This is a genomic window from Sulfitobacter noctilucicola (genome assembly GCF_000622385.1).
In the GTDB taxonomy this organism is placed as follows: domain Bacteria; phylum Pseudomonadota; class Alphaproteobacteria; order Rhodobacterales; family Rhodobacteraceae; genus Sulfitobacter; species Sulfitobacter noctilucicola.
Genome location: NZ_JASD01000008.1, coordinates 1,269,877 through 1,292,013, shown reverse-complemented (window position 1 = coordinate 1,292,013; position 22,137 = coordinate 1,269,877). Strand labels below are relative to the sequence as shown.

Below are 22,137 nucleotides of genomic sequence, written 5' to 3'. Positions count from 1 at the left end.
CGCTTGACCTCGCGCCGCACACTGTTGCCAAGGGCAGCGCAGACGTGGCACCTTTAGCGCTCTGATCCATCCGGAGATGCTTATGTCTGCCCCCCTGACCGATAGTTCAACCACCGCCGTAGCCCATGGCGCGGCGCACCTCCCGCAGGTCACCGAACCGCGCAATCCCGGCATGCCGCTTGACCTCAACTGGGTTCTCAGCGCGCAGGCCAATACATCTGCGATTGAACGCCGGGCCGGATCCATCGGGGCGCGCCGCTCGGTCAAAAAGGCGCATCAAGCCGCGTGGCTGTTGCGGGCTGTCACCTGCATCGACCTAACCACCCTATCGGGTGATGACACCGACCGCCGTGTGGCGCGTCTGTGTGCGAAAGCGCGTCAACCCGTGGCTCCTGCCTTGCTGGACGCCTTGGGCATGGCCCCGATTACCACCGGTGCGGTCTGTGTCTATCACGAGATGATCCCCGCCGCCGTCGAGGCGCTGCGCGGAACCAACATCCCGATCGCCGCTGTTTCAACCGGCTTTCCTGCGGGGTTGTCGCCATTCGAGCTGCGCCTGCGCGAGATCGAGATGAGCGTGGCCGCAGGGGCAACCGAGATTGATATTGTTATTTCCCGCCGCCACGTCCTGACCGGCAACTGGCAGGCGCTTTACGATGAGATGGCGGCCATGCGCGCGGCCTGTGGGGATGCGCACGTCAAGGCGATCCTCGCCACCGGCGAATTGGGCAGCCTGCGCAATGTCGCGCGCGCCTCGCTGGTTTGCATGATGGCCGGTGCCGATTTCATCAAAACGTCAACCGGCAAGGAAAGCGTCAACGCGACCCTGCCTGTTACCTTGGTGATGATCCGCGCAATCCGCGATTTCTATGACCGCACCGGCATCCGCGTCGGATACAAACCGGCGGGTGGAATATCAAAAGCCAAGGATGCAGTCACATATCTGGCCCTGATGAAAGAGGAGCTGGGCGACCGCTGGTTGCAACCCGATCTTTTCCGCTTTGGCGCATCATCGCTGCTGAATGATATCGAGCGGCAGCTGGAGCACTACGTGACCGGAAACTACTCCGCAGGGTATCGTCATGGCACAAGCTAAAGCAGACAATACAACGATGGCCCAGGATTTACTTACAAAGGTGAACACATGACCGTGGCAGAGATTTTCGAGACAATGGACTACGGAACCGCCCCTGAATCCGCCGCAGAGGCGTTGGCATGGCTTGTAGATCAGGGCGACCGGTTCGGTCATTTTATCGATGGCGCATTCACCCAACCCGGTGACGGCTTTGAAAGCCGGAACCCCGCCACTGGCGAAACGCTGGCTACGCTTAGCCAGGCGACGCAGGCAGACGTAGACAATGCCGTGAAAGCCGCGCGAAAGGCGCAAAAGGGCTGGGAAAACCTGGGCGGGCACGGCCGCGCGAAATATCTTTATGCGCTGGCGCGTCTGTTGCAAAAACATGCGCGGCTTTTTGCGGTGCTCGAGGTGCTGGACAACGGCAAGCCCATTCGCGAGGCCCGCGATGTGGATATCCCTCTTGCCCAACGGCATTTCTACTATCACGCCGGTATGGCGCAGCTGATGGACAGCGAACTGCCTGACGCCGAAGCGCTGGGCGTTTGCGGCCAGATCATCCCGTGGAACTTCCCGCTGTTGATGTTGGCGTGGAAGGTCGCGCCCGCACTGGCGACAGGCAATACCGTGGTGCTGAAGCCTGCGGAATACACCTCTCTGACTGCGCTTTTGTTTGCTGACATCTGCCGTCAGGCGGGTCTGCCCAAAGGGGTCGTCAACATCGTGACCGGCGACGGGGCCGTGGGCGAAATGATCGTCGCGGCGGATGTCGACAAGATCGCCTTTACCGGATCAACCGAAGTGGGCCGCCGCATCCGCGAAGCGACAGCAGGATCAGGCAAGGCGCTGACGCTCGAACTGGGGGGCAAGTCGCCCTATATCGTTTTTGATGACGCCGATCTGGATTCCGCGGTTGAGGGGCTGGTCGATGCGATCTGGTTCAATCAGGGACAGGTTTGCTGTGCCGGATCGCGCCTCTTGGTGCATGAGCCCGTAGCTGACATGTTCTATGCCAAGCTGCGCGCGCGCATGGACAAGCTGCGCGTCGGCTCTCCGCTGGACAAAAGCATTGATGTAGGCGCGCTGGTCGATCCGGTTCAACTGCAATCGGTGACAGAGATGGTGGGCAGCAATACCGCCGGCCAGACCCATGTTGCCGCGACGGATATGCCGCAAAGCGGCTGTTTCTATCCGCCGACGCTGATCACCGGCCTGAACCCTGCCGACACCCTGATGCAGGAAGAGATTTTTGGCCCTGTGCTGGTTTCGACAACCTTCCGCACACCGGCAGAGGCAGTGCAGCTGGCCAATAACACACGTTACGGTCTGGCCGCGACGGTCTGGTCCGAGAATATCAATCTCGCTCTAGATATCGCACCCAAGCTGGTGGCGGGGGTTGTCTGGGTCAACGGCACGAACCTGATGGATGCAGCCGCCGGTTTCGGTGGTGTCCGCGAGAGCGGGTTTGGCCGCGAAGGCGGCTGGGAAGGGCTGACCGCCTATACCCGCCCCAAAGGAACCGCAAAGCCACTGAAGGACATTCAGCCCTTCACAGGCGAAGGCGGCCCGCTGGAAGGTGTCGACCGTACAGCAAAGCTTTACATCGGCGGCAAGCAATCCCGGCCTGATGGCGGCTACTCTGCCGCTGTTTGGGGCAAGAACGGCAAGTTGATCGGACATGCGAGCATCGCCAACCGCAAAGATGTGCGCAACGCAGTGGAGGCGGCGCAAGCGGCTAAGGGGTGGTCCAAGACCACAGGCCATCTGCGGGCGCAAATCCTGTACTATATCGCTGAAAATCTGGATGCCCGCGCGGATGAATTTGCCACACGTCTGGATGCGATGCAGGGCGGCAAAACCGGTGCAAAAGAGGTCGCAGCCTCGGTCAAGCGCCTGTTCACCTATGCCGCCTGGGCCGACAAGTATGACGGGCAGGTGCACGGCGTGCCAATCCGTGGTGTCGCGCTTGCCATGAAGGAACCTGTCGGTGTGATCGGGGCGCTATGTCCGGCGGAAGCGCCGTTGCTGGGGCTGGTGTCCTGCATGGCACCGGCGATTGCGATGGGCAACCGCGTGATCCTGTCCGCGTCGAAGCCCTTTCCGCTGGCCGCGACAGATTTCATTCAGGTACTGGAAACCTCTGACGTGCCTGCGGGTGTCGTGAACATCCTGACCGGCCCGCAAAGCGATGTGGCAGAGCCGATGGCCCGTCACATGGATATTGATGCGGTCTGGAGCTTTGGCGCGGCAGAGCTGAGTGCTACCGTCGAAAAAGGTTCCGCGAGCAACCTCAAGCGCACATGGGTCAACAACGGGTTTACCCGCGACTGGTCAGGTCAAGAAGGCGAAGGCCACGCGTTTCTCCAAGCCGCGACTGAGGTCAAGAATATCTGGATCCCCTACGGAGAGTAGTCAGCAACAAAAAGGGCCGTCCCCAAGGGGACAGCCCGACTTAGCTCAAGTGAATCAGAGCGCTAGAGCACCCCTTTACCTTTTAGTTACCTGTAGAGGTTTCCAGACCCTCGGGCTGGCCCACTACTACAAAATGTAGGTTCTCGGGGTCCAGCAGTTCGCCCGCAACCCTTTTGATATCGTCCAGCGTCACTGCATCGACTTTGTCATTCCGCGTCGGAATGTAGTCGATTGGCAGCCCCAGCATTTGCATTCCGACAAGGATGCTCGCGATGGTGCTGTTTCCGTCAAACCGCAGCGGATACGCGCCGGTGATATAGGTCTTGGCGTCCTGCAGCTCCTGCTCGGTGATGCCGGTTGTCGCGGCTTTGGTCCATTCCTCGCGGATCACGGCAATCGCCTCTGCGATGCGGTCATTGCTGGAACTGACCGACCCCATGTAGACCTCTGCGAGATCACGCGATGACAAGTACGAATATACCCCGTACGTCAGCCCGCGTTTCTCACGCACCTCGTTCATCAGACGGCTCTCGAAGGAGCCGCCGCCCAGCACCTGATTCAGGATCAACGCGGCGAAAAAGTCGGGGTCGCTTTGGGCAATGCCCTTTTGACCGAACAAGGCGACCGATTGCGGCGTGGGGAAATCAACAACCGTGATGCCCGGCGGGATTGTCACATCAGCGCGAGGTGGCATGGGTGCACCCGTTTCGGGCAGATCGCCCAGCAGCGTATCAAGCAGCGCGCCCAGCGCCTCTGGAGTGATGTCTCCAACTGCACCGACATAGATGCGGTCGCGGGCAAGCGTCGCCTTATGAGCGGCCAGCAGATCATCACGTGTCAGCGCCGCAACGCTGTCGAGCGTTCCATTGATCGAATGCGCATAGGGATGATCGCCGAATGCGATCTGGTTGAAAGTCTGGCTGGCGATGTCATTGGGGTCTTTCAAATCGGACTGGATCACGGACAAGACCTGCCCGCGCACCCGCTCGATCGCCTGTTCTTCGAACTTCGGCTCCATCAACGCTGCCCGCAAAAGGGCGATGGAGGCATCCTGATTTTCGGTCAGGAACCGGGCCGATATGGATATTTCGTCCCGCGAGGCGGAGAAGCCTAAAGTGGTTGCCAGCTCTTCCTGAGCGCGGGAGAAAGCGCGCGCATCCATATCAGCAGCGCCCTCTTCCAGAAGTCCGGTCATCAGGTTGATCGCTCCGCGTTTGTCGGGATCATCTAAAGAGGCACCACCGCGGAAGCGAATTTGAAGGGCAACGAACGGGATCGAGGGTTCCTCTACCAGCCATGCGGTGATGCCGCCGGGGCTGGTCACGGACTGGATATTCACGTCTGCGCGCGCAGGCAGGGCAGCCACGATCATCAGCAGGGTTGCGTAGAAAAACCTCATTGTGTGGCCTCCTCTCTCATCAACCAGCCTGTGACCGATTGCTCTATGTTAAAGACTCTTTCCGCGGCTTTCATGATGTCTTCTGCTGTCACTGCGTCCAACACAGCGGGCCAGTCCTGTACATCCTGCACCGTCAATCCAATGGCCAGCGCAGAGCCATAACGGTTTGCCACACCTTCGGCGTTGTCGCGGGCATAGATTTGATCGGCGCGAATTTGCAGTTTTATCCGGTCAAGCTGTTCAGGATCGACACCGGTTTCCATAAAGCTGGAAAGCGCGGCATCCATCGCGTCCTCTGCTTCTTGCAGGGACACTCCGGCGGCAGGCACGATGACCACATCAAATGTCGTATCGTCCAGTGACCCGCCCCGATAGAACGCACCTGTGTAGGTCGCGACCTGCGTATCGAATTGAAGCTTTTCGTTCAGGAAAGATGTCGTGCCACCACCAAGGATAAGCGACAGCAGCGTGAGCGCCGCTGCATCTTCTTGTGCACCGGAATCACGCTCGGGCGCGAGGTAGGAGCGGCTCACGTATGGTTGGGCGACACGGGCATCCCGAAAGATCAGGCGACGCTCTGCCGTCTGGGGCGGCTCCTGCGTGCGCAGGCGCTCCGGCAGATCGGGGTTCGCGGGGATCACGCCGTAGTATTTTTCGGCCAGCATCCGCACTTCGTCCGGTTCGACATCGCCGGATACCACCAGAATCGCGTTGTTGGGTGAATAGTATGTTTCGTAGAAAGACAGCGCATCCTCTAGATCAAGCTCTTCCATCTCGTGGCGCCAACCGATGATCGGCGTACCATAGCGGTGATTGAGATATTGCGCGGCGTTCATCTGTTCATTGAAGAGCGCGCCTGCATTGTTGTCTGTGCGCTGGTTTCGCTCTTCCAAAATTACGTCCCGCTCTGTGCGGATATTTTCCGGCGTAAGGCGGATGTTCTTCATCCGGTCGCTTTCCATCTGCATCATCAGTTCCAGACGATCGGCTGCAACACGCTGGAAATACGCGGTGTAATCGTAGCTGGTGAACGCGTTATCGCGCCCGCCATTGGCCGCAACGGTGGCTGAAAACTCACCCGATTCCATTTTGTCCGTCGCTTTGAACAACAGGTGTTCGAGAAAATGCGCAACACCCGAAGAGCCTTTGGGCTCATCCGCTGATCCGGCACGATACCAGACCATTTGCTGTACGGCGGGCGCGCGGTGGTCTTCTACGACGACCACCTCCATCCCGTTATCCAGCGTGAAATGGGTCACGTCCTCGGCATTTTGGGCAAAGCCAGCCAGCGGCGCGGAAAAAAGCGCCAGAACGGCGGCGAATGTCGGCAATCGGAACATCATCGGTCCTTTGGTTGTCGCATATGATAATGCAAGTACGTGCGCGGCGGGCACATTCAAGGCAAATGACAAATTTGTAAGGTGCGGCTCTCTGGTAAGCCGGGCCTTACTGAGCCGGAGGTGCGGACGGGGTGCGGGCACCGGCACGGCGCCACTTCGCGGCCTCGCGGTTGGCATCCAGCGTCTGGCGGCGATAAACTTGGTTGTAGCGGTCCACCGGCACGATACGGAACTGTGTCAGACGCGCTTTGCCTTTGCGGAATTTCGCATCCCGCGCGGCTAGATCCTCGCGGATATTGGGGGCCACACCCAGACGGCTTGCGTGTTGAACCAACGCACCATCACTGGCAGGGATCGGGCCACCGGCCGCTTCGGGGCGACCACCGAATGCGATAACACCTTCGTTCAGGGCAGAGCGATCCGTCAGGTTTGCCTGACCCGGCGTAGGAGGCGGCAGTTCGCTGTAGTTGCCTGGGGTCTCAAGCGGTTTATTCGGCTGGATCATAAACTCGTTCGGACCATTGGAGACGTTGCGCAGATCGCGCAAACCCTTGTTGGCGCAGGCCCCAAGGACAAGCGGGATCAGGATGAGCAAGGCAATGCGGCGCATGGGTCGTCTCCTAACGGCTGCCCTGTTGATATCTCAGGCAGGCGGTCAATGTCACTTAGGTTTTTTCGCAGGTCGTTTTGCCTTGGATTTAGCCGGCTTCTTGGGGTCTTCACTGAACAGGATCAGCCCGATGGCACCTGCAAAAATAAAGATATCGGCAATGTTATAGACAAACGGATTGTTCCAGCCGGGCAAGGAGTTGTTCAGGAAGTCGAGCACGTAGCCGTAGACCAGACGGTCCACCACATTGGCCAGCGCCCCGCCGATCAGCAAACCGCCACTGATATATTCCTTGGCCCCGAACGTCCCGCGCCGCATCCAGACCAGAACCGCGATAGAGATCACGAGAGCAAGGCCGATGAGAATGTATCTGCTTGTATCCGAGCCGTCACCGAAGAGGCCAAAATTGATGCCCCTGTTCTCGCCGTAGCGGAAATTGAGATAGGGCGGCAGCACGTCTATTTCGCGCACCCGCCATAGTTCCCACAGATGGATCACCACGTATTTGCTGACCTGATCAATCAGGAATGCCGCAAAGGCGGACCACAGGAGGATGCGCATCTGTCCCCCTGCCTTAGTGCCGGAAGTGGCGCATGTTGGTGAACACCATCGCAAGGCCCGCCGCGTCAGCCGCCGCAATCACCTCTTCGTCGCGCATGGAGCCGCCGGGCTGGATCAGCGCAGTGGCCCCTGCTTCGGCGGCGGTGACCAGACCATCCGCGAAGGGGAAGAACGCGTCCGATGCCACAACCGACCCTTGGGTCAGTGGCGCAGGCAGCCCCATCGCTTCAGCCATGTCCTGTGCCTTGCGCGCAGCAATTCGTGTGCTGTCCACGCGGCTCATCTGGCCTGCACCGACACCGACGGTAGCGCCGTCTTTGACATAGATAATCGCGTTGGATTTGACGTGTTTGGCGACAGTCCATGCAAACAAAAGATCGCTCAGTTCCTGCTCGGACGGGGCGCGTTTGGTTACAACCTTCAGGTCATCGCGGCTGATCCGGCCAACGTCCTTGTCCTGCACCAGCCAACCGCCAGAGACCTGACGCGCTGTCAGCTGGGCAATTGCCGGATCGGCGAGGCCGTCCGTCGTCAGCAAGCGCAGGTTTTTCTTTTTGCCAAAAATCTCGATCGCGTCCGCATCTGCGCCGGGGGCGATGACAACTTCGGTAAAGATCCCGCTGATCGCTTCTGCCGTCTCACCATCCAGCGTCTGGTTCAGTGCGATGATACCGCCGAAAGCAGAGGTGCGGTCGCAATCGAAGGCGCGCGTGTATGCGTCGACCATGGTTTTGCCTGTTGCCACACCGCAGGGGTTGGCATGTTTGATGATCGCACAGGCCGGACCGTCAGAAGGTGCAAATTCACTCACCAACTCGAACGCTGCATCGGTGTCGTTGATGTTGTTGTATGACAGCTCTTTGCCCTGATGCTGTTGTGCGGTCGCCACGCCGGGACGATTCGATCCGTCGGTGTAGAACGCGGCCTGTTGATGCGGGTTCTCACCATAGCGCAGGGTTTGCGCCAATGTACCGCCAAAGGTCCGTCGGCGCGGTGCTCCATCCACCTGTGCCGCCATCCATGTGCTGACAGCAGTATCGTATGCCGCAGTACGCGCATAAGCCGTTTGGGCCAGACGCTGGCGCAGTTTGTAGGTGGTGTGGCCCTGATAGGCATTCAGCTCTTCTATCACGGTGGCGTAATCTTCGGTATCGACGATGACATTCACAAATCCGTGGTTCTTGGCAGCAGAGCGGATCATCGCAGGCCCACCAATGTCGATGTTTTCGATGACCGTGTCATAATCCGCGCCTTTGGCGACGGTTTCCTCAAACGGATAAAGGTTCACGACCACCAGATCGATGCCGCCAATATTGTGTTCATTCATGGATGCCACGTGTCCTGCGTCATCGCGCAGCGCCAGCAATCCGCCGTGCACCACCGGATGCAGGGTTTTGACACGGCCATCCATCATCTCGGGGAAGCCGGTCACTTCGGAGACGTCCTTTACCTCAAGCCCTGCATCCCGCAGCGCTTTTGCCGTGCCGCCGGTGCTCAGCAACTCAACACCTTGGCCTGACAGGGCCTTGCCCAGATCGACCAAACCGGTCTTGTCAGAAACAGAAAGCAGCGCGCGTTTTACGGGGGCGAGATCGGGCATGGCAGGGTCCTTTTGTCAGTCTTCGTCGTATTGCGGCTCATCAATGGATAAGTCCCGCACGCCAATCGCAGTTTCCTGCGCTTTGGACAAGGACCAGCGGACCCGATTTGCGTAGGTAAATGCGGTTCCCGACAGAACGATTTGCTGTGCGGCACGTGGCTTGAGACGTGTCGTTTCCAGATAAGCCCCTGCTTCAAGGGTCAAATTGTGAATACCGTCATGGCGGAAGACCCAGATTTCACCGCTTTTGAGCGCCATCGAAATTGCAGCGCCGCCAAGATCAAGTGTGGCGTCTACATCCGGGTGCAGGTGAAACCGGATGTCAAAACGCAGTCCCTTAAGCTTGCCTGCATCCAGCGCCGCATCAAAGCGCCGCTTGTCTGCGTCTTCAAGGGCCAGCAACATATCCTCGCCCGCAAGACCACGACCGTCAGATGTCAGCTCAAGTGTGCGGGCGTGGGTCAGTCCATGGGAGAGCAGATATCCGTCGTGCCCGCCCTGAAACCGCAGGCCGTCCGGTGCATGGGAAATTTCGACAGGCACGTGGCCCGGCCCGCCGATCAGCGCCTCTTTGCCTGTTGCAGGGTCGGGATCGGCAAGGCGAGCGCTTGAATAGCCGCCAAGGCTGAGCGTGGAGTGGGACGGCGTGGCGCGCCCTGCTCGCCGCCAATCCAGTCCAAAAGAAGCGCCGGAGCCGCAGTTGACCACCAGCGGCCTGCGCCCTGATGTCAGCTCGAATGCAAGTGTCGAGGCATGTGCATTGGCGGATGCGGCACCGCTGGGCGGAGGGGCCGCATCAATGACGATGCTTGTCCGCCCTGCTGACAGGCGCGCATATCCCATCGCAAGCCCGCCCGGTTGTGATGTCTTGATCCGGCTTGCGGCCAAAGCATGATCAAGCCATCCTTCGGCACCGCGCCCGCCCCCGTGAAACCGCGCGAGACCGCCATCTGTATGACGCAGCGAGCGCAGTGTCGGGGCGATCCGTTCAATCGCGGCAAGGTGTTCTTTGGGGCATCCGCGGCCGGCGTCACTGACCGCTGCGGCAGCCCATGTCAGCAGGGTAAAGACGGCCAGCAGTTCTTCGGGATTTCGGGTCGGCAGCCCCCCCTGCGCGTCGATCTGGGTGGTACATTCACGCGCAAGCGCCTTGATGGCCGGATCTGCAAGCGCCTCTTTTCCCTCAAGTGCGAGGCCCGCATAGATTAGCCCTGTCAGCGCTTCAAAACGCGGCAGGCCCGGCGCGGCCCCCCGCCAACGGCGGGAGAGAAACTGTGTCTGTTGCTCCAGTGAGCGGTAGAATGCTTTGCTTTGATCGGATTCCTGACCGCGCAGTACAAACAGCGCGTGGTTGATCCAGCGGATCAGGCGGCGGCCCGTCAGATCAGGGGACCAACCCGGACCTCGGCCCTTGCCGTAGGTGTCGATCCACCCCCAGAGCCATGTCTGCGCCGCAGTGCGTGCCGCGCCGTCGCCGACCGCAGCAAGATCATCAAGCCATGAAAACCCCTGCAATTCAGCGGCATAAGCCCCATCCGGTGGCTCAACTTCCCACAAAGTATGGCCCGGTGCATTGATTAAGGTGCCCGCGAAAAGGTAGTTGCCCGCGATGAGCTGTCGGCCCCGCGCGAAAGAGCCGATGGTACGTGGTTCGGGGGAAGAAACGAAGCCTTTGACAGTGGCCTTGGTGCGCGTGGCAATAGCCGCATGAACGGCATTCAATACCCGCGCCTGACGCGCCCTGAGACTCGTAATATTGAACATACTGCAACTGCCCTTGACGCTCTGATGGCGTTTTGCGCAACCATATACCGGACCAGAGGCCGAGTCACCGCTTTTCGCCCCAAGCAGGGTCAATCGGCGGATTGCGGGTGTTGCACCGATGGGCGGCGCGGTAAGAGAACCCGAGAATTGAGCGCGAGAGATGTGAAATGATTGCCAGCCTGATGATGTACAACCGCCCCGAAATCGCGGCGGAGAATGCCCGATATTGGGGGTTGATCCGGCAGGCATTTGCCGCTCGTGGCATAGAGGTACCGAGAGAATTGTCGAATGATGCGGACGAGTTTGACGTCTGGCTGTCGCCTGATCTGGTGTTCAGCCAGACCTGCGGCCTGCCCTATCGCACCACCCTGAACGGTCACGTAGCATTGGTTGGTACGCCCGACTTCGGTCTGGAGGGATGCCCCGCAGGACATTACAAAAGCGCCGTTCTGGTGCGGGCAGATGACCCGCGTGAGGCGCTGTCCGATTTTCAGGATGCGCGGTTTGTGTTCAACCAATCCTGTTCGCAGTCAGGGTACGGAACTGCTTACCACCTAGCGCAGGAACATGGGTTTTGGTTCACCGACCGAAAGGAAAGCGGCGGGCATGTGCTTTCTGCCAAGGCGGTGGCGGAGGGATCTGCGGACATTGCGTTCGTAGACGCGCATACCTACCGGTTTATAGAACGGTATGATACGCACGGAAAGAATCTGCGCGTGCTGACCTATACCGCCCCGACACCGGCAACGCCCTACATCACAGCGGATGCGGCGCAGGCCGATGCAATGTTTGAAGGCGTTCGCGCAGCGGTTGCTGCGCTGGATCATGCAGATCGGGAGGTATTGGGGCTGAACGGCGTCGTTAGGATTTCGCACGATGCTTATTGCGCGGTGCCAAACCCGCCAGATGCCACTTTCTGATTAGTCCGCTTTGCGCAAACAGGCGATATAGAACCCGTCCATACCGCCCGTTTCCGGCCAGTAGTCAGGTCGCAGACGAAGCCCGCCTTCTTGCGTGATCCACTCAGGGTCGATACCTGGCAAGCTCAACACGCTTTGGTCAACAGTCATGTCTTCATGACGCTCAAGCGCCTCGTCGATCTGGACCTCGCCTTCGTCCGGCAGCAAGCTACACGTGCAAAACACCATTCGGCCACCAGGTTTAAGAAGGCTCCATGCGTGGTCGATGAATTCTCCCTGCATGCCGATCAGGTCGCCGAATTCGGAACCGTCTTTGGCGTAGGGCAGGTCCGCGTGACGGCGGATTGTACCGGTGGCAGAGCATGGTGCATCAAGCAGGATCGCGTCGAATGTCCCTTTGACCGCGCGCACATCCTTGGTCAGCGTCTTGGCTTTTAGGCCCACACGCTCAAGGTTTTGCTTCAGCCGGATCATACGTGGTGCTGAATCGTCCACTGCCGTGACCTGTGCACCGGCTGCTGCCAGTTGCATGGTTTTGCCGCCCGGTGCCGCGCAAAGATCAAGAATGTTTTCGCTCTCTTGCGGTGCGAGGATTTTGACGGGAATGGCAGCGGCGGCGTCCTGAACCCACCAGTCGCCTGTGTCAAATCCTGCCATGGTCGAAACCTGACCGGGATTGGTGATGCGGATCGTGCCAGTTGGCAGCAGTGTGCCGTTCACGGCATCCGCAACAGCTTGCGCATCGCCCTTGGCCGTCAGATCAAGCGGTGCGCCCGCGAAGTGCGCCGCTTCCATCGCTGCCATTGCGTCAGCGCCCCACGCCTCGACTAAAGGACCACGCAACCATTTGGGCAGACGCGGTGCGCGCAGGGCGTCCCATGCGGCAGGGCCGTCCGCCGCAATCTTGCGCAAGACCGCGTTTGTCAGGCCTTTCAGGTGACTGAGCTTGTTGTGTTGCGCCACAAGATTGACCATTGCGTTGACCACACCGTGTGCTGCACCGCCGTGACACAGCTCGACAGTTCCCACGCGCAGCACGTTCTGGATGGTCAGGACCGGGGGCTTTTTCAGGTGCTTTTGCAGCAGACGGTCTGCCCGCTCCAATCCGCGCAAGGTTTCTGTAGCCAGGCGCTGCGCACGGGCGCGGTCATCAGGCGATAGTTTGTCGAGCGCACCGCCAGCCAGCAGTTCGGACATCAGCCGAGGCTCTTCTCCAAGGATTTGATCCAGCAGGTAAACGGCGCTGCGGCGGGCCTGCACTCCGGTTTGTGACATGATGCGGCGTTCCTATGCGGGTTGTCCGTGACAGTTTGCGACGTATATCAAAGGTAGACATGCCTCAAGAGGACGATATGACCGACAAGTTTGTTGAAATGGACGCTTCCGGCGATCCAGCACCGCGCCCGATCCCCGACACACCGGGTCAGCCGACCCCTGTGCCAGCCCCTGATTTGCCGGGGCAGCCTGCACCGAACCCCAAACCAGCACCAAAACCCATCCCCCCCGCCGCGCAACGTGCGCTGGCAGAGGCGGAAGAGCGGCGCAAGAAAGCCGCAGAAATAGATATGCCGCCCGAATTGGGCGGCAGAGACGGACCGGAGCCTGTTCGTTATGGTGATTGGGAGAAGAAGGGACTTGCCGTCGATTTCTGATGACTGCTCCCGAAAGCTTTAGCGCAGACGGAAGTCCGCACTTTCACCGGCACCTTTGTCGGACGTGATACGCACCTTCCGGCCATCGGTTTTTACTTCTTGGCAGTTGTATCCCAGATCATCACCGCCCCACTCAAGGCTGCGACAGAGATAACCGTTTTCCCATGACCACTTGCCTGCGATTTCCCACGAAGCACCGCTGCCGGAAATCTGTCCGTTCGGCTTTACCTCGATCTTCACCAAGGGCCGCGTCAGGGTTTTGCCGCCGACAAGATCGAGAAATGCATCACGTGACGTGACTTGCTGAAACTCTGCAAAGGCAGGTGCCCCGACTGACATTGCGAGAGCACAGAGGGCGGGTGCGATATATTTCACGAGACAACTCCTTTTGCGGCGATCACAGTATATACGTGCAACGCGGCCAAAAGGTTTCACACTTAGTGAATAAAAATTGTCTCGGATGACGATGATCGAGCTTAATCAGGCTCTGAAAGCCCTAGAACATCCAGCATGTCATACGCGCCTGCTTTACGATTCTGACCCCAAAGCGCGGCCTTCAACGCGCCACGCGCAAACACTGAGCGGTCAGACGCAACATGACGCAGGATGATCCGTTCGCCTGCTGCGGCAAACATTACATCGTGTTCGCCGATGATGTCGCCGCCGCGAATGGCGGTGAAACCGATATCACCGCGCTTGCGGGCACCCGTGATGCCGTCGCGACCTCTGTCCGATACATCTGTCAGCTTTACACCGCGCCCTTCGGCTGCCGCTTCGCCAAGCATGAGGGCTGTACCCGAAGGGGCGTCCACTTTCTGGTTGTGGTGGGCCTCAATCACTTCAATGTCGTAATCATCGTCTAGCGCTGCGGCAACGCGTTTGGTCAGTTGGGTCAGCAGATTCACACCCAGGCTCATGTTGCCCGCACGGATGATTGTGGCACGGGCGGCATGGGGTTTCAGTGCTGCGATCTCTGCGTCTGTCATGCCGGTTGTGCCGATCACATGCACGATCCCCGCCTCTGCCGCAGCTTGCGCAAAGGCGATTGTCGCAGCGGGGGCGGTAAAGTCGATCACGGCATCGGCCTGCGCAAAGGCACCTGCGACATCTTCCGTTACGATCACGCCAAGAGGTGCACCGCCCATCGCTTCGCCCACATCACGCCCGATCCAGTCATGGCCACTTCGCTCTATGGCACCGGTGAGGGTCATCTTTTCGGATGCCACGATCAAGCCGATCAGGGTTTGCCCCATCCGGCCTGATGTACCGGTGATCACTATGCGGGGATTGGTGGCCATCTTTTGCACTCCTGTTGACGCGACGCCTTCCCGTTTAGCCCGCTTGCTGCTCCTTGGCAAAGCCAATGCAAGCGCATAGGTAAGGCGTATGGGAAAGAACAAGTTTCATGAGGGCGCAGGCCCGTCACAACGCCAGCTTCGGGTCGGTGAAACCATCCGCCGCGCATTGTCAGAGGTACTGGCTCGCGGGGATGTACACGATCCGGAACTGAACCGCATGTCGATCACTGTGGGCGAAGTGCGCACGTCGCCGGATCTCAAGATTGCGACGGCCTATGTTCTGCCGCTGGGTGGTGAAGGGCAGGACGATCTGCTCAAGCTGCTGGCGCGGAACAAGGCGGAGTTGCGCAAGCAGGTCGCACAGAAACTGACACTGAAATTTTCGCCGGATCTGCGATTTCAACTCGACCAGACGTTTGATCAGATGGACGAGACCCGACGCATGCTGTCTCAGGATATCGTGCGCCGCGATGCGGATGCGCCTGACACGCCAGACGAGGCTACCGAGGGATGAGAACGCTGGCGCTGCTGGGTCTGATGTGGGCCATGCCCGCCGTCGCCGCAGAGTGCCGGAGCGAAGCATTCGAAGACAAGCCCTATACAATTTGTGAAGTGGATCTGGCCAAGGAACGGCTTGAGCTTTTTCTGGCTGACGACACGGGCGAGCCTTACGGCTATTTCGGCAACGTGAATGCTGCGCTGGGCAAGCAGGGCCAAAAGCTGGGGTTTGCCACGAACGCAGGTATGTATCACGAAGATCGCCGTCCGGTCGGGCATTACCTTGAGAATGGGCGCGAAGTGCAAAAGGTGATCCCGAACGCGGGTCCCGGCAACTTTGGTCTGTTGCCAAACGGTGTGTTGTGTCTGCGCGAGGGGCGTGCCGATGTGTTCGAGACACTGGACTACCAGAAAGAGAACCCGCAATGCCGTTCTGCCACGCAGTCCGGCCCGATGCTTGTGATCGAAGGTGCGCTGCACCCGCGTTTTCTGCCTGACAGCACATCGCGTTATATCCGCAATGGCGTTGGCACAACGCCGGACGGGCAGAGGGCGGTTTTTGCAATCTCTGACGCCGCCGTGACGTTCCACGAATTCGGGCGGTTGTTTCGTGATCATCTTGGAATGCGCAACGCCCTTTACTTCGACGGAAACATCTCGCGCATGCGGGCTCCCGATCTGGGCCGCAGTGGTATCGGGTTCACCACGTTGGGGCCGATTATCGGTGTAATCGAGCAGGCGGATTGACCGCAGCGCGAAAGATCGCTCTGGGCAGGCACGGCACATCACAGTATAGCGCGGGCCAAATGGCAAAACGAGGCACACATGGCGCGTACACGCAAAGGGCGGGATATTTCCGGTTGGTTGATCATCGACAAGCCCGCAGGACCGACATCAACCGCAGTGGTCAACAAGGTCCGCTGGGCGATGGACGCAAAGAAAGCGGGCCACGCAGGCACGCTGGATCCGACGGCGACCGGTGTTCTGGCCGTTGCCTTGGGCGAAGCGACAAAAACGGTGCCATTTATCACCGACGCGCTGAAAGCGTACGAGTTTACCGTCAGGTTGGGCGTGCGCACGAACACCGACGATGCCGAAGGCGAAGTTGTGCAAACTTCTGACCTGCGCCCGGACGATGAGGCGATCAAAGAGGCGCTGGCAGGATTCATCGGCGATATCGAACAGGTGCCCCCGCAGTTTTCCGCAGTCAAGATTGATGGCGAACGCGCTTACAAACGCGCCCGTGACGGCGAGGAAATGGAACTTGCCGCGCGCCCGCTGTTTGTCGAAAGCCTGTTGCTGATTGATCGGTCTGACGAAGATCACGTCACGCTTGAGATGGTTTGCGGCAAAGGTGGCTATGTGCGGTCCATCGCGCGGGATTTGGGAGAAGCGCTGGGCTGTCATGGCCATGTGCGTGAATTACGGCGTACGTGGTCCGGCCCTTTCGATGCAGCCGACGGTTTGACGTTGGACCAGATCGACGAGATGGCCAAATCGCCCGAACTGGACGCGCACCTGCTGCCTTTGGAGCAGGGTCTGTGCGACTTGCCAGAGGTCAAGGCCACTGTTGAAGGCGCTGTGCGTCTGCGCAACGGCAATCCCGGCATGGTGATCGGACAAGATGTGGAATACGGCGATGAGTGCTGGGCTTCGCTAGATGGGCATGCCGTGGCAGTTGGGCGCTTCAAAGCGGGCGAACTGCATCCGAGCCGGGTCTTCAACACGTAATTGCGGATGATTACGCGGAGCCATACCAAGGATGATGCCGCCTCGACGGCGGTCTATTCGGATTGCGAGCGTTACCGGTATAGCCTGACGCGGGTATGGGAGCCTGCGGGCGAACGTGTCCTATTTGTCATGCTCAATCCCTCGACGGCGACGGAAGTGCAAAACGACCCTACGGTGGAGCGCTGCGAAAGGCGTGCGCGCCATCTGGGATTTGGCGGGTTTCGTGTGACCAACATTTTCGCATGGCGCGATACCGATCCGCGTAAGATGCGTCAGGCGGAAGACCCCATCGGCCCTGCCAACGATGAAACGCTCTCCGAGGGTGCCGAGTGGGCAGACCGGATCATCGCGGCTTGGGGGACGCATGGGGCGCACCGAGGGCGCGGGCCGGACGTTCTGGCCGCGTTGATGAGCCAGAAAACCCCAGTGTATCACCTTGGTCTATCCAAAGCGGGTCACCCTAAACATCCCCTTTATTTGCCCTATGCACAGCAGCCTGTTGCCTTTGATACGCCGCGCTGATCGCATTAGACCGCACTTAACCAGTTTACCGGATTGGTTTTGACCCGACGTACATTTTGTGGCTTGTATCTAATGGCGGGAGCAAACCCGCAGGGGTGATTTTCAGGGGTTTTGCCATGTTGTGGCTGGCAGGTTTAATGGGACTGATGGCGGTCAGTGCCGCAGTCTATGTTGATGTCGGCGTAGAAGACGACACCGAAAAAGTGCCCGAGCCAGTGTCCACTGACGAAACCCACTCGCATATCAATCTGGTTCTGGGGTCTGAGGACCCTGACCTGCTTGATGGCAGCCAAGAGGCTGACCGGATCAGCGCCGGAGATGGTGACGATACTGTCGCGGCTGGTGCAGGGGATGATGAAACCTTTGGCAATGCTGGTGATGATCTTTTGCTTGGCGAGGATGGCGAAGATAGCCTGATCGGCGGGGACGGCTCAGACCAGCTTTCGGGCGGCGCGGATGCGGATGATCTGGTCGGCCAGAACGACGATGATGATATGCTTGGCGGTGATGGCGACGACCGCATGAACGGATCGGACGGAAACGACCGGATGGCAGGCGGTGCGGGCGATGATGCCGTCTCGGGCGGGCTGGGCAATGATCTGATGTTCGGTGACGCGGGCGAAGACACGCTGTTTGGCGGACATGGTGACGACACACTTGTCGGTCTTTCCAGCGAAAACGATGGGGCGCGCCCCGATGATGACGACGAAATGGATTTCCTCAACGGCGGTGGCGGTGATGACATGATTGTCACAGGACAGCTGGATCAGGCGCACGGCGGTGCAGGTGAAGACCAATTCATACTGGGCGACTGGATCGCAGGCTCCGTAGTGGCGGCGGCAATCACAGATTTCGAACCGCAAGACGATTCATTGTTGTTTGTGTGGGACGATACGGTAGCGGACGCGGAGGAGCCTGACATCTCGGTCGAAAGCGATCCGGATCACGAAGGACAGCTTCAGGTCTGGATGGGCGACGAAGTGGTTGCGCAGGTCAGCGGGGTGTCGCAATTGGCAGCCGCAGATATATCTCTGATCCCGCTCAGCTCTGCGCTCGCACTGAATCTAATCGACAGCTGAACCATCCTCCGCGCTCACGCGCGAAATAGCCTTTGCCAACTGCTGCAATATTGCCTATACGCCACCGTCGCCTGTTGATTCCGGTCAGCGGGCACATCTCCACGGGCCTACGCTGGACGACATCCCGGCCTGCGCCATTTCTTTACTCTTACCTTCCGAAAGGAGACCCCGATGTCGATTACTGCTGAAGAAAAAGCACGCGTCATGAAAGAATTCGGCACCAAAGAGGGCGACACTGGTTCCCCCGAGGTGCAGGTTGCTGTTTTGTCCTCGCGCATCGCGACACTGACAGAGCACTTCAAGACACACAAAAAAGACAACCACGGTCGCCGTGGCCTGCTCAAGATGGTTGCGACACGTCGTAAGCTTCTGGACTACGTAAAAACCAAAGACGAAGCACGCTATCAGGACCTGATCAAGCGTCTGGGTCTGCGCCGCTAAGCGCAAAACCAGCACCAGTATAGAAAGCCGCGTCCCTGTAATGGGGCGCGGCTTTTTCTTTGTTCAGAAATCTGGCGTCACTACTTTGATCTCAGGACTGCGCGCCTCGATCTCTTGCGCGGCATCCAGCAGAATATCCTCGCGGTAGCGCCCCGCGATCAGTTGCGCACCAAGCGGGGTATGCCCCGCCTCGCCCGTCCCGAAACCGGTAAAGACCGACATCCCCGGCAAGCCCATCAGGGGCAGCCCCACCTGCGTCAACTGCGCTTCAAGACAGCGCGGAAAGTCGGAGAGATCGAGCAGATCGGGAAAAGGCGGCTCGGAGGAGACAGGGCAGATCAGCACAGGATACTTTGCCAGAAAGGCCTGCCAATCGCGCAGGAACCCAAGGCGGGCCTGCAGTGCATCCAGTACTTCGTTCAAATCCGGAAGCGGGGTGATTTTGTGCATCTCGGCAAGCACGTGCAGCGCGTCGGGATCGCCTTCGGCTACAAAGGCATCTTTCGCACCACGCTCCATCTCGGCCAGCCAGAGTTGCGCTTGCAAGCGGGCAGGTTCGCGGAATGGCGGGCTTGCGACCTCCTCAACCTGCCAACCGGCATCTGTAAGCCGGTCCGCTGCATTCTTGAGGGATTGTGCAACAAGCGGCTGGGTCTGCAAACCCTCGGGCGCGATGCACAAAGCCGCGCGTTTTGGATAGTCTTGCCCTTGCAATGAGACCGGCGCATGCCAGGGATCCTCCAGATCAGGGCCCGCCATGACGCCAAGGGTCAGGCGCAAATCGTCAACAGAGCGGGCATGGGGACCAGAGACGGCCATCAGCTGCGCACCGATGTGACGATCAGGTGCTGAACCATTCCGTGCGGCGACGCGCCCCAAAGTGGGGCGGATGCCTTGAAGCCCGCAGGCATAGGCCGGATACCGGATAGAGCCGCCGATGTCGGTGCCGTGCCCCATCGCGCCTATGCCTGCCGCCGTGGCAGAAGCCGCGCCGCCAGACGATCCGCCAGGGGTGATTGCGGGATTGTGTGGATTTTTCGTGTGCCCATGCAGGGAATTACGCGTGAACCAGCGCAAAGAGAACGCCGGTGTATTGGTCCGGCCCACGATGACCGCCCCCGCCCTGCGCAGGTTTGCGACAACAGGGTTGTCCGTCTGCGCGATCAAATCCTTTTGCAGGCGCAAACCATTGGTGGTGGCAAAACCGCTTTGATCTACATTTTCCTTGGTGGTCACAGGGACGCCAGCCATCGGGCCGATTGGTTCACCTGCTGCGCGGGCGCGGTCCACCTCATCGGCGGCTTGCAGCGCCTCATCGTCGTTGCGGGCGACCACGGCATTCAGCGCAGGATTGACCGCATCCATCCGGGCCAGCACCTGTTCTGTCACAGCGCGTGCCGTGACTTCTCCCGTTCTGATAAGCTCTGCGATCCGGGTGGCGGTGTGTTCAAAAAGCTTGGTCATAGAATGATCCCCCATCGCGCCCGAGACTGGCACGAACGACTTGTCTTGCACAGTTGCAACTTTGCTTTTACCCCTTTCGAAGTTTTGAAATCGGGAGGCCAAGATGCAGAAGACAGTGGTGAACAGCTGGAACGAATGGGACCCGCTGAAACATGTGATCGTCGGTCGCGCCGATGATTGTCATATTCCACCAGAAGAACCTGCGCTGGATGCCAAGGTCCCTGAGGACAGCGACATGCGTGGCCAGTGGGGACGCCGGCCGCAAGAAACCATCGATCGTGCGAACGAGCTGTTGGATAATTTTGCAAGCATGCTGGAAAAGCGCGGCGTGCGGGTGGATCGGCCGACCTCGATTGATCATTCCCTGCCTGCCACGACGCCCGATTTTCATACGGAAAGCCAGTTCGGTTGCATGCCGCCGCGCGATGTATTGCTGACCGTGGGGTCAGAGATGCTTGAGGCGACGATGTCCTATCGCTGCCGGTGGTTCGAATACCTGAATTACCGCCCGCTGATGCAGCAGTATTTTGATGAAGACCCGAATTTCCGCCACGAATCTGCGCCCAAGCCGCGGCTGACGGATGCCGATTATCATCCCGATTACCTGTCCGAGAAGATTGGCGATGCCAAGCGGCTGGAATGGGCGGCCAAGAAGTTCTTTGTCACCACCGAGGAAGAGCCGCTGTTTGATGCGGCTGATGTTCTGCGCTTTGGCCGTGATCTGGTCGTGCAGCACGGGTTCACCACGAACCTTAAGGGCATCGAATGGCTGCGCCGTCACTTCCCCGATCACCGCGTGCATACGGTGAACTTTCCCGGCGATCCCTATCCGATCCACATTGATGCGACCTTTACACCGCTGCGTCCCGGTCTGATCCTGAACAACCCGCAGCGACGCTTGCCCGAAGACCAGCGCGGTATGTTTGAGGCGAACGGTTGGGAGATCGTCGATGCCGCCCAGCCCGCCCATAATACGCCGCCGCCGCTGTGTTATTCATCGACGTGGCTGAGCATGAACGTGCTGGTGCTGGACCCGAAAACCGTCTGTGTTGAAAAGTCCGAGGTCTATCAAGCCGAGCAGATGGACAAGCTGGGAATGGAAGTGGTCGAGGTCGAGCTGCGCGATGCCTATGCATTTGGCGGCGGGCTGCACTGCTGCACGGCGGATGTGTACCGTGAAGGTGGGTGTGAGGATTATTTCCCGAGCCTGTCAGCCTGAAACCAGTGATGTCCATCCTCGCAGCAGTGTTCTGCGGGGATGGCAGGATGTACGCTCAGGCGCTTGTGTTCAGACAGGCATGTTGTCGAAAAAATCTATCGACGTGTCCTGCTCATAAGACGCCTGAAAACGTCGCCTCGTGCGCGGCATTGGCTCAACATTTGTGTCAAGACGGCCAGCAATCTGCTGAAATCTGGATGCCAGCTTCATCCGCTCATCCGGCGGAGCCGCTTCAAACGCGCGTTCCAACTGCTCAATCTGTCGTTCCAAATCATGCGTCTTCATCGTTGCATCCTCCCAGCTGCGATTCCCGTTATAGTAACATTTTGTCGCCCACCTGTGGTTAATGATAGGTAAACTTAGCCGGATCGGCCAATTGTTGCTCTTGCTGGCGGGGATTGGATAGAAGCTGCACGAAAATGAGGCGTTGCGGCCTAATCTGACTGCCCTTCAGTTCGTTAATTTCTAAAATGCAGGGTGACATTGCACGTTGGCATGGAACCCGCATCAGTCAGTGAGCAGCCAAGCGGTCCCCAATGAAAACTCAGAACA

22 protein-coding genes are annotated in these 22,137 nt (G+C 59.1%); 11 read left to right on the top strand and 11 right to left on the bottom strand.

The window, feature by feature from the left end:
• Positions 1 to 82: 82 nt before the first annotated feature.
• On the top strand, positions 83 to 1,096 hold the full coding sequence (gene deoC, locus Z946_RS0110065) for a deoxyribose-phosphate aldolase (protein ID WP_025055614.1): 1,014 nt from the start codon (positions 83 to 85) through the stop codon (positions 1,094 to 1,096).
• 48 nt (positions 1,097 to 1,144) lie between these two features.
• Positions 1,145 to 3,487 (top strand): aldehyde dehydrogenase family protein, encoded by a 2,343-nt coding sequence (locus Z946_RS0110060; RefSeq protein WP_025055613.1) that lies wholly within the window; start codon positions 1,145 to 1,147, stop codon positions 3,485 to 3,487.
• An 82-nt stretch (positions 3,488 to 3,569) separates the two neighbouring features.
• Here the strand turns inward: Z946_RS0110060 and Z946_RS0110055 are convergent, their stop codons facing one another.
• From Z946_RS0110055 to Z946_RS0110030, 6 genes are all read right to left on the bottom strand, one after another.
• Complete coding sequence (locus Z946_RS0110055; protein ID WP_025055612.1) at positions 3,570 to 4,886, bottom strand: M16 family metallopeptidase; 1,317 nt, start codon at positions 4,884 to 4,886, stop codon at positions 3,570 to 3,572.
• Positions 4,883 to 6,226 carry a M16 family metallopeptidase gene (locus tag Z946_RS0110050; protein ID WP_375782145.1) on the bottom strand — a complete coding sequence of 448 codons (1,344 nt, stop codon included), beginning with the start codon at positions 6,224 to 6,226 and terminating at the stop codon, positions 4,883 to 4,885. Before Z946_RS0110050 ends, Z946_RS0110055 begins: the two co-directional genes overlap by 4 nt.
• Before the next feature lie 106 nt (positions 6,227 to 6,332).
• Complete coding sequence (locus tag Z946_RS0110045) at positions 6,333 to 6,836, bottom strand: DUF3035 domain-containing protein (protein WP_025055610.1); 504 nt, start codon at positions 6,834 to 6,836, stop codon at positions 6,333 to 6,335.
• Between the two features lie 51 nt (positions 6,837 to 6,887).
• The gene (lspA, locus tag Z946_RS0110040) at positions 6,888 to 7,397 is read right to left on the bottom strand and encodes a signal peptidase II (RefSeq protein WP_025055609.1); all 510 of its coding nucleotides are present in this window, start codon (positions 7,395 to 7,397) and stop codon (positions 6,888 to 6,890) included.
• 13 nt (positions 7,398 to 7,410) lie between these two features.
• Positions 7,411 to 8,997, bottom strand: a complete 1,587-nt coding sequence (gene purH, locus Z946_RS0110035) for a bifunctional phosphoribosylaminoimidazolecarboxamide formyltransferase/IMP cyclohydrolase (protein WP_025055608.1) — start codon at positions 8,995 to 8,997, stop codon at positions 7,411 to 7,413.
• A gap of 15 nt (positions 8,998 to 9,012) precedes the next feature.
• Positions 9,013 to 10,761, bottom strand: coding sequence for a heparinase II/III family protein (locus Z946_RS0110030; RefSeq protein WP_025055607.1), 1,749 nt, complete (start codon positions 10,759 to 10,761; stop codon positions 9,013 to 9,015).
• Between the two features lie 182 nt (positions 10,762 to 10,943).
• Here Z946_RS0110030 and Z946_RS0110025 point away from each other — a divergent pair, with 182 nt between their 5' ends.
• Positions 10,944 to 11,681: a phosphate/phosphite/phosphonate ABC transporter substrate-binding protein gene (locus tag Z946_RS0110025; RefSeq protein WP_241461321.1), complete on the top strand. Its 738-nt coding sequence runs from the start codon at positions 10,944 to 10,946 to the stop codon at positions 11,679 to 11,681.
• On the opposite strand, the gene Z946_RS0110020 is transcribed toward Z946_RS0110025, so the two are convergent.
• Positions 11,682 to 12,956, bottom strand: coding sequence for an RsmB/NOP family class I SAM-dependent RNA methyltransferase (locus tag Z946_RS0110020; RefSeq protein ID WP_025055605.1), 1,275 nt, complete (start codon positions 12,954 to 12,956; stop codon positions 11,682 to 11,684).
• Positions 12,957 to 13,132: 176 nt separating this feature from the next.
• On the opposite strand from Z946_RS0110020, the gene Z946_RS21935 reads away from it, so the two are divergent.
• On the top strand, positions 13,133 to 13,333 hold the full coding sequence (locus Z946_RS21935) for a DUF1674 domain-containing protein (protein WP_052836135.1): 201 nt from the start codon (positions 13,133 to 13,135) through the stop codon (positions 13,331 to 13,333).
• Positions 13,334 to 13,351: 18 nt separating this feature from the next.
• On the opposite strand, the gene Z946_RS0110010 is transcribed toward Z946_RS21935, so the two are convergent.
• Together Z946_RS0110010 and dapB are read right to left on the bottom strand one after the other, a co-directional pair.
• Positions 13,352 to 13,708: a hypothetical protein gene (locus Z946_RS0110010; RefSeq protein ID WP_025055603.1), complete on the bottom strand. Its 357-nt coding sequence runs from the start codon at positions 13,706 to 13,708 to the stop codon at positions 13,352 to 13,354.
• A 101-nt stretch (positions 13,709 to 13,809) separates the two neighbouring features.
• Positions 13,810 to 14,631 carry a 4-hydroxy-tetrahydrodipicolinate reductase gene (dapB, locus tag Z946_RS0110005; RefSeq protein WP_025055602.1) on the bottom strand — a complete coding sequence of 274 codons (822 nt, stop codon included), beginning with the start codon at positions 14,629 to 14,631 and terminating at the stop codon, positions 13,810 to 13,812.
• Positions 14,632 to 14,719: 88 nt separating this feature from the next.
• Between dapB and rbfA the strand changes: the two genes are divergently transcribed.
• The 6 genes from rbfA to rpsO all read left to right on the top strand — a co-directional run bounded on the left by rbfA (position 14,720) and on the right by rpsO (position 18,902).
• Entirely contained in the window at positions 14,720 to 15,145 is a 426-nt protein-coding gene (gene rbfA, locus Z946_RS0110000; protein WP_025055601.1) for a 30S ribosome-binding factor RbfA, read from the top strand.
• On the top strand, positions 15,142 to 15,876 hold the full coding sequence (locus Z946_RS0109995; protein WP_025055600.1) for a phosphodiester glycosidase family protein: 735 nt from the start codon (positions 15,142 to 15,144) through the stop codon (positions 15,874 to 15,876). The genes rbfA and Z946_RS0109995 overlap by 4 nt, the downstream gene beginning before the upstream one ends.
• Before the next feature lie 78 nt (positions 15,877 to 15,954).
• Positions 15,955 to 16,860 (top strand): tRNA pseudouridine(55) synthase TruB, encoded by a 906-nt coding sequence (truB, locus tag Z946_RS0109990; protein ID WP_025055599.1) that lies wholly within the window; start codon positions 15,955 to 15,957, stop codon positions 16,858 to 16,860.
• Positions 16,861 to 16,866: 6 nt separating this feature from the next.
• Positions 16,867 to 17,382 carry a DUF1643 domain-containing protein gene (locus tag Z946_RS0109985; RefSeq protein ID WP_025055598.1) on the top strand — a complete coding sequence of 172 codons (516 nt, stop codon included), beginning with the start codon at positions 16,867 to 16,869 and terminating at the stop codon, positions 17,380 to 17,382.
• Positions 17,383 to 17,498: 116 nt separating this feature from the next.
• Positions 17,499 to 18,461 carry a calcium-binding protein gene (locus Z946_RS0109980; RefSeq protein ID WP_025055597.1) on the top strand — a complete coding sequence of 321 codons (963 nt, stop codon included), beginning with the start codon at positions 17,499 to 17,501 and terminating at the stop codon, positions 18,459 to 18,461.
• A 171-nt stretch (positions 18,462 to 18,632) separates the two neighbouring features.
• A complete protein-coding gene (gene rpsO, locus Z946_RS0109975) occupies positions 18,633 to 18,902 on the top strand; it encodes a 30S ribosomal protein S15 (RefSeq protein WP_025055596.1) in 270 nt (89 codons plus the stop codon).
• 63 nt (positions 18,903 to 18,965) lie between these two features.
• Here rpsO and Z946_RS0109970 read toward each other — a convergent pair whose 3' ends face one another.
• Positions 18,966 to 20,366: an amidase family protein gene (locus tag Z946_RS0109970; protein ID WP_025055595.1), complete on the bottom strand. Its 1,401-nt coding sequence runs from the start codon at positions 20,364 to 20,366 to the stop codon at positions 18,966 to 18,968.
• Between the two features lie 103 nt (positions 20,367 to 20,469).
• Between Z946_RS0109970 and Z946_RS0109965 the strand changes: the two genes are divergently transcribed.
• Positions 20,470 to 21,585 carry a serine/threonine protein kinase gene (locus Z946_RS0109965; protein WP_025055594.1) on the top strand — a complete coding sequence of 372 codons (1,116 nt, stop codon included), beginning with the start codon at positions 20,470 to 20,472 and terminating at the stop codon, positions 21,583 to 21,585.
• A 69-nt stretch (positions 21,586 to 21,654) separates the two neighbouring features.
• On the opposite strand, the gene Z946_RS0109960 is transcribed toward Z946_RS0109965, so the two are convergent.
• Positions 21,655 to 21,870 (bottom strand): hypothetical protein, encoded by a 216-nt coding sequence (locus Z946_RS0109960; protein ID WP_025055593.1) that lies wholly within the window; start codon positions 21,868 to 21,870, stop codon positions 21,655 to 21,657.
• Between the last annotated feature and the right edge of the window lie 267 nt (positions 21,871 to 22,137).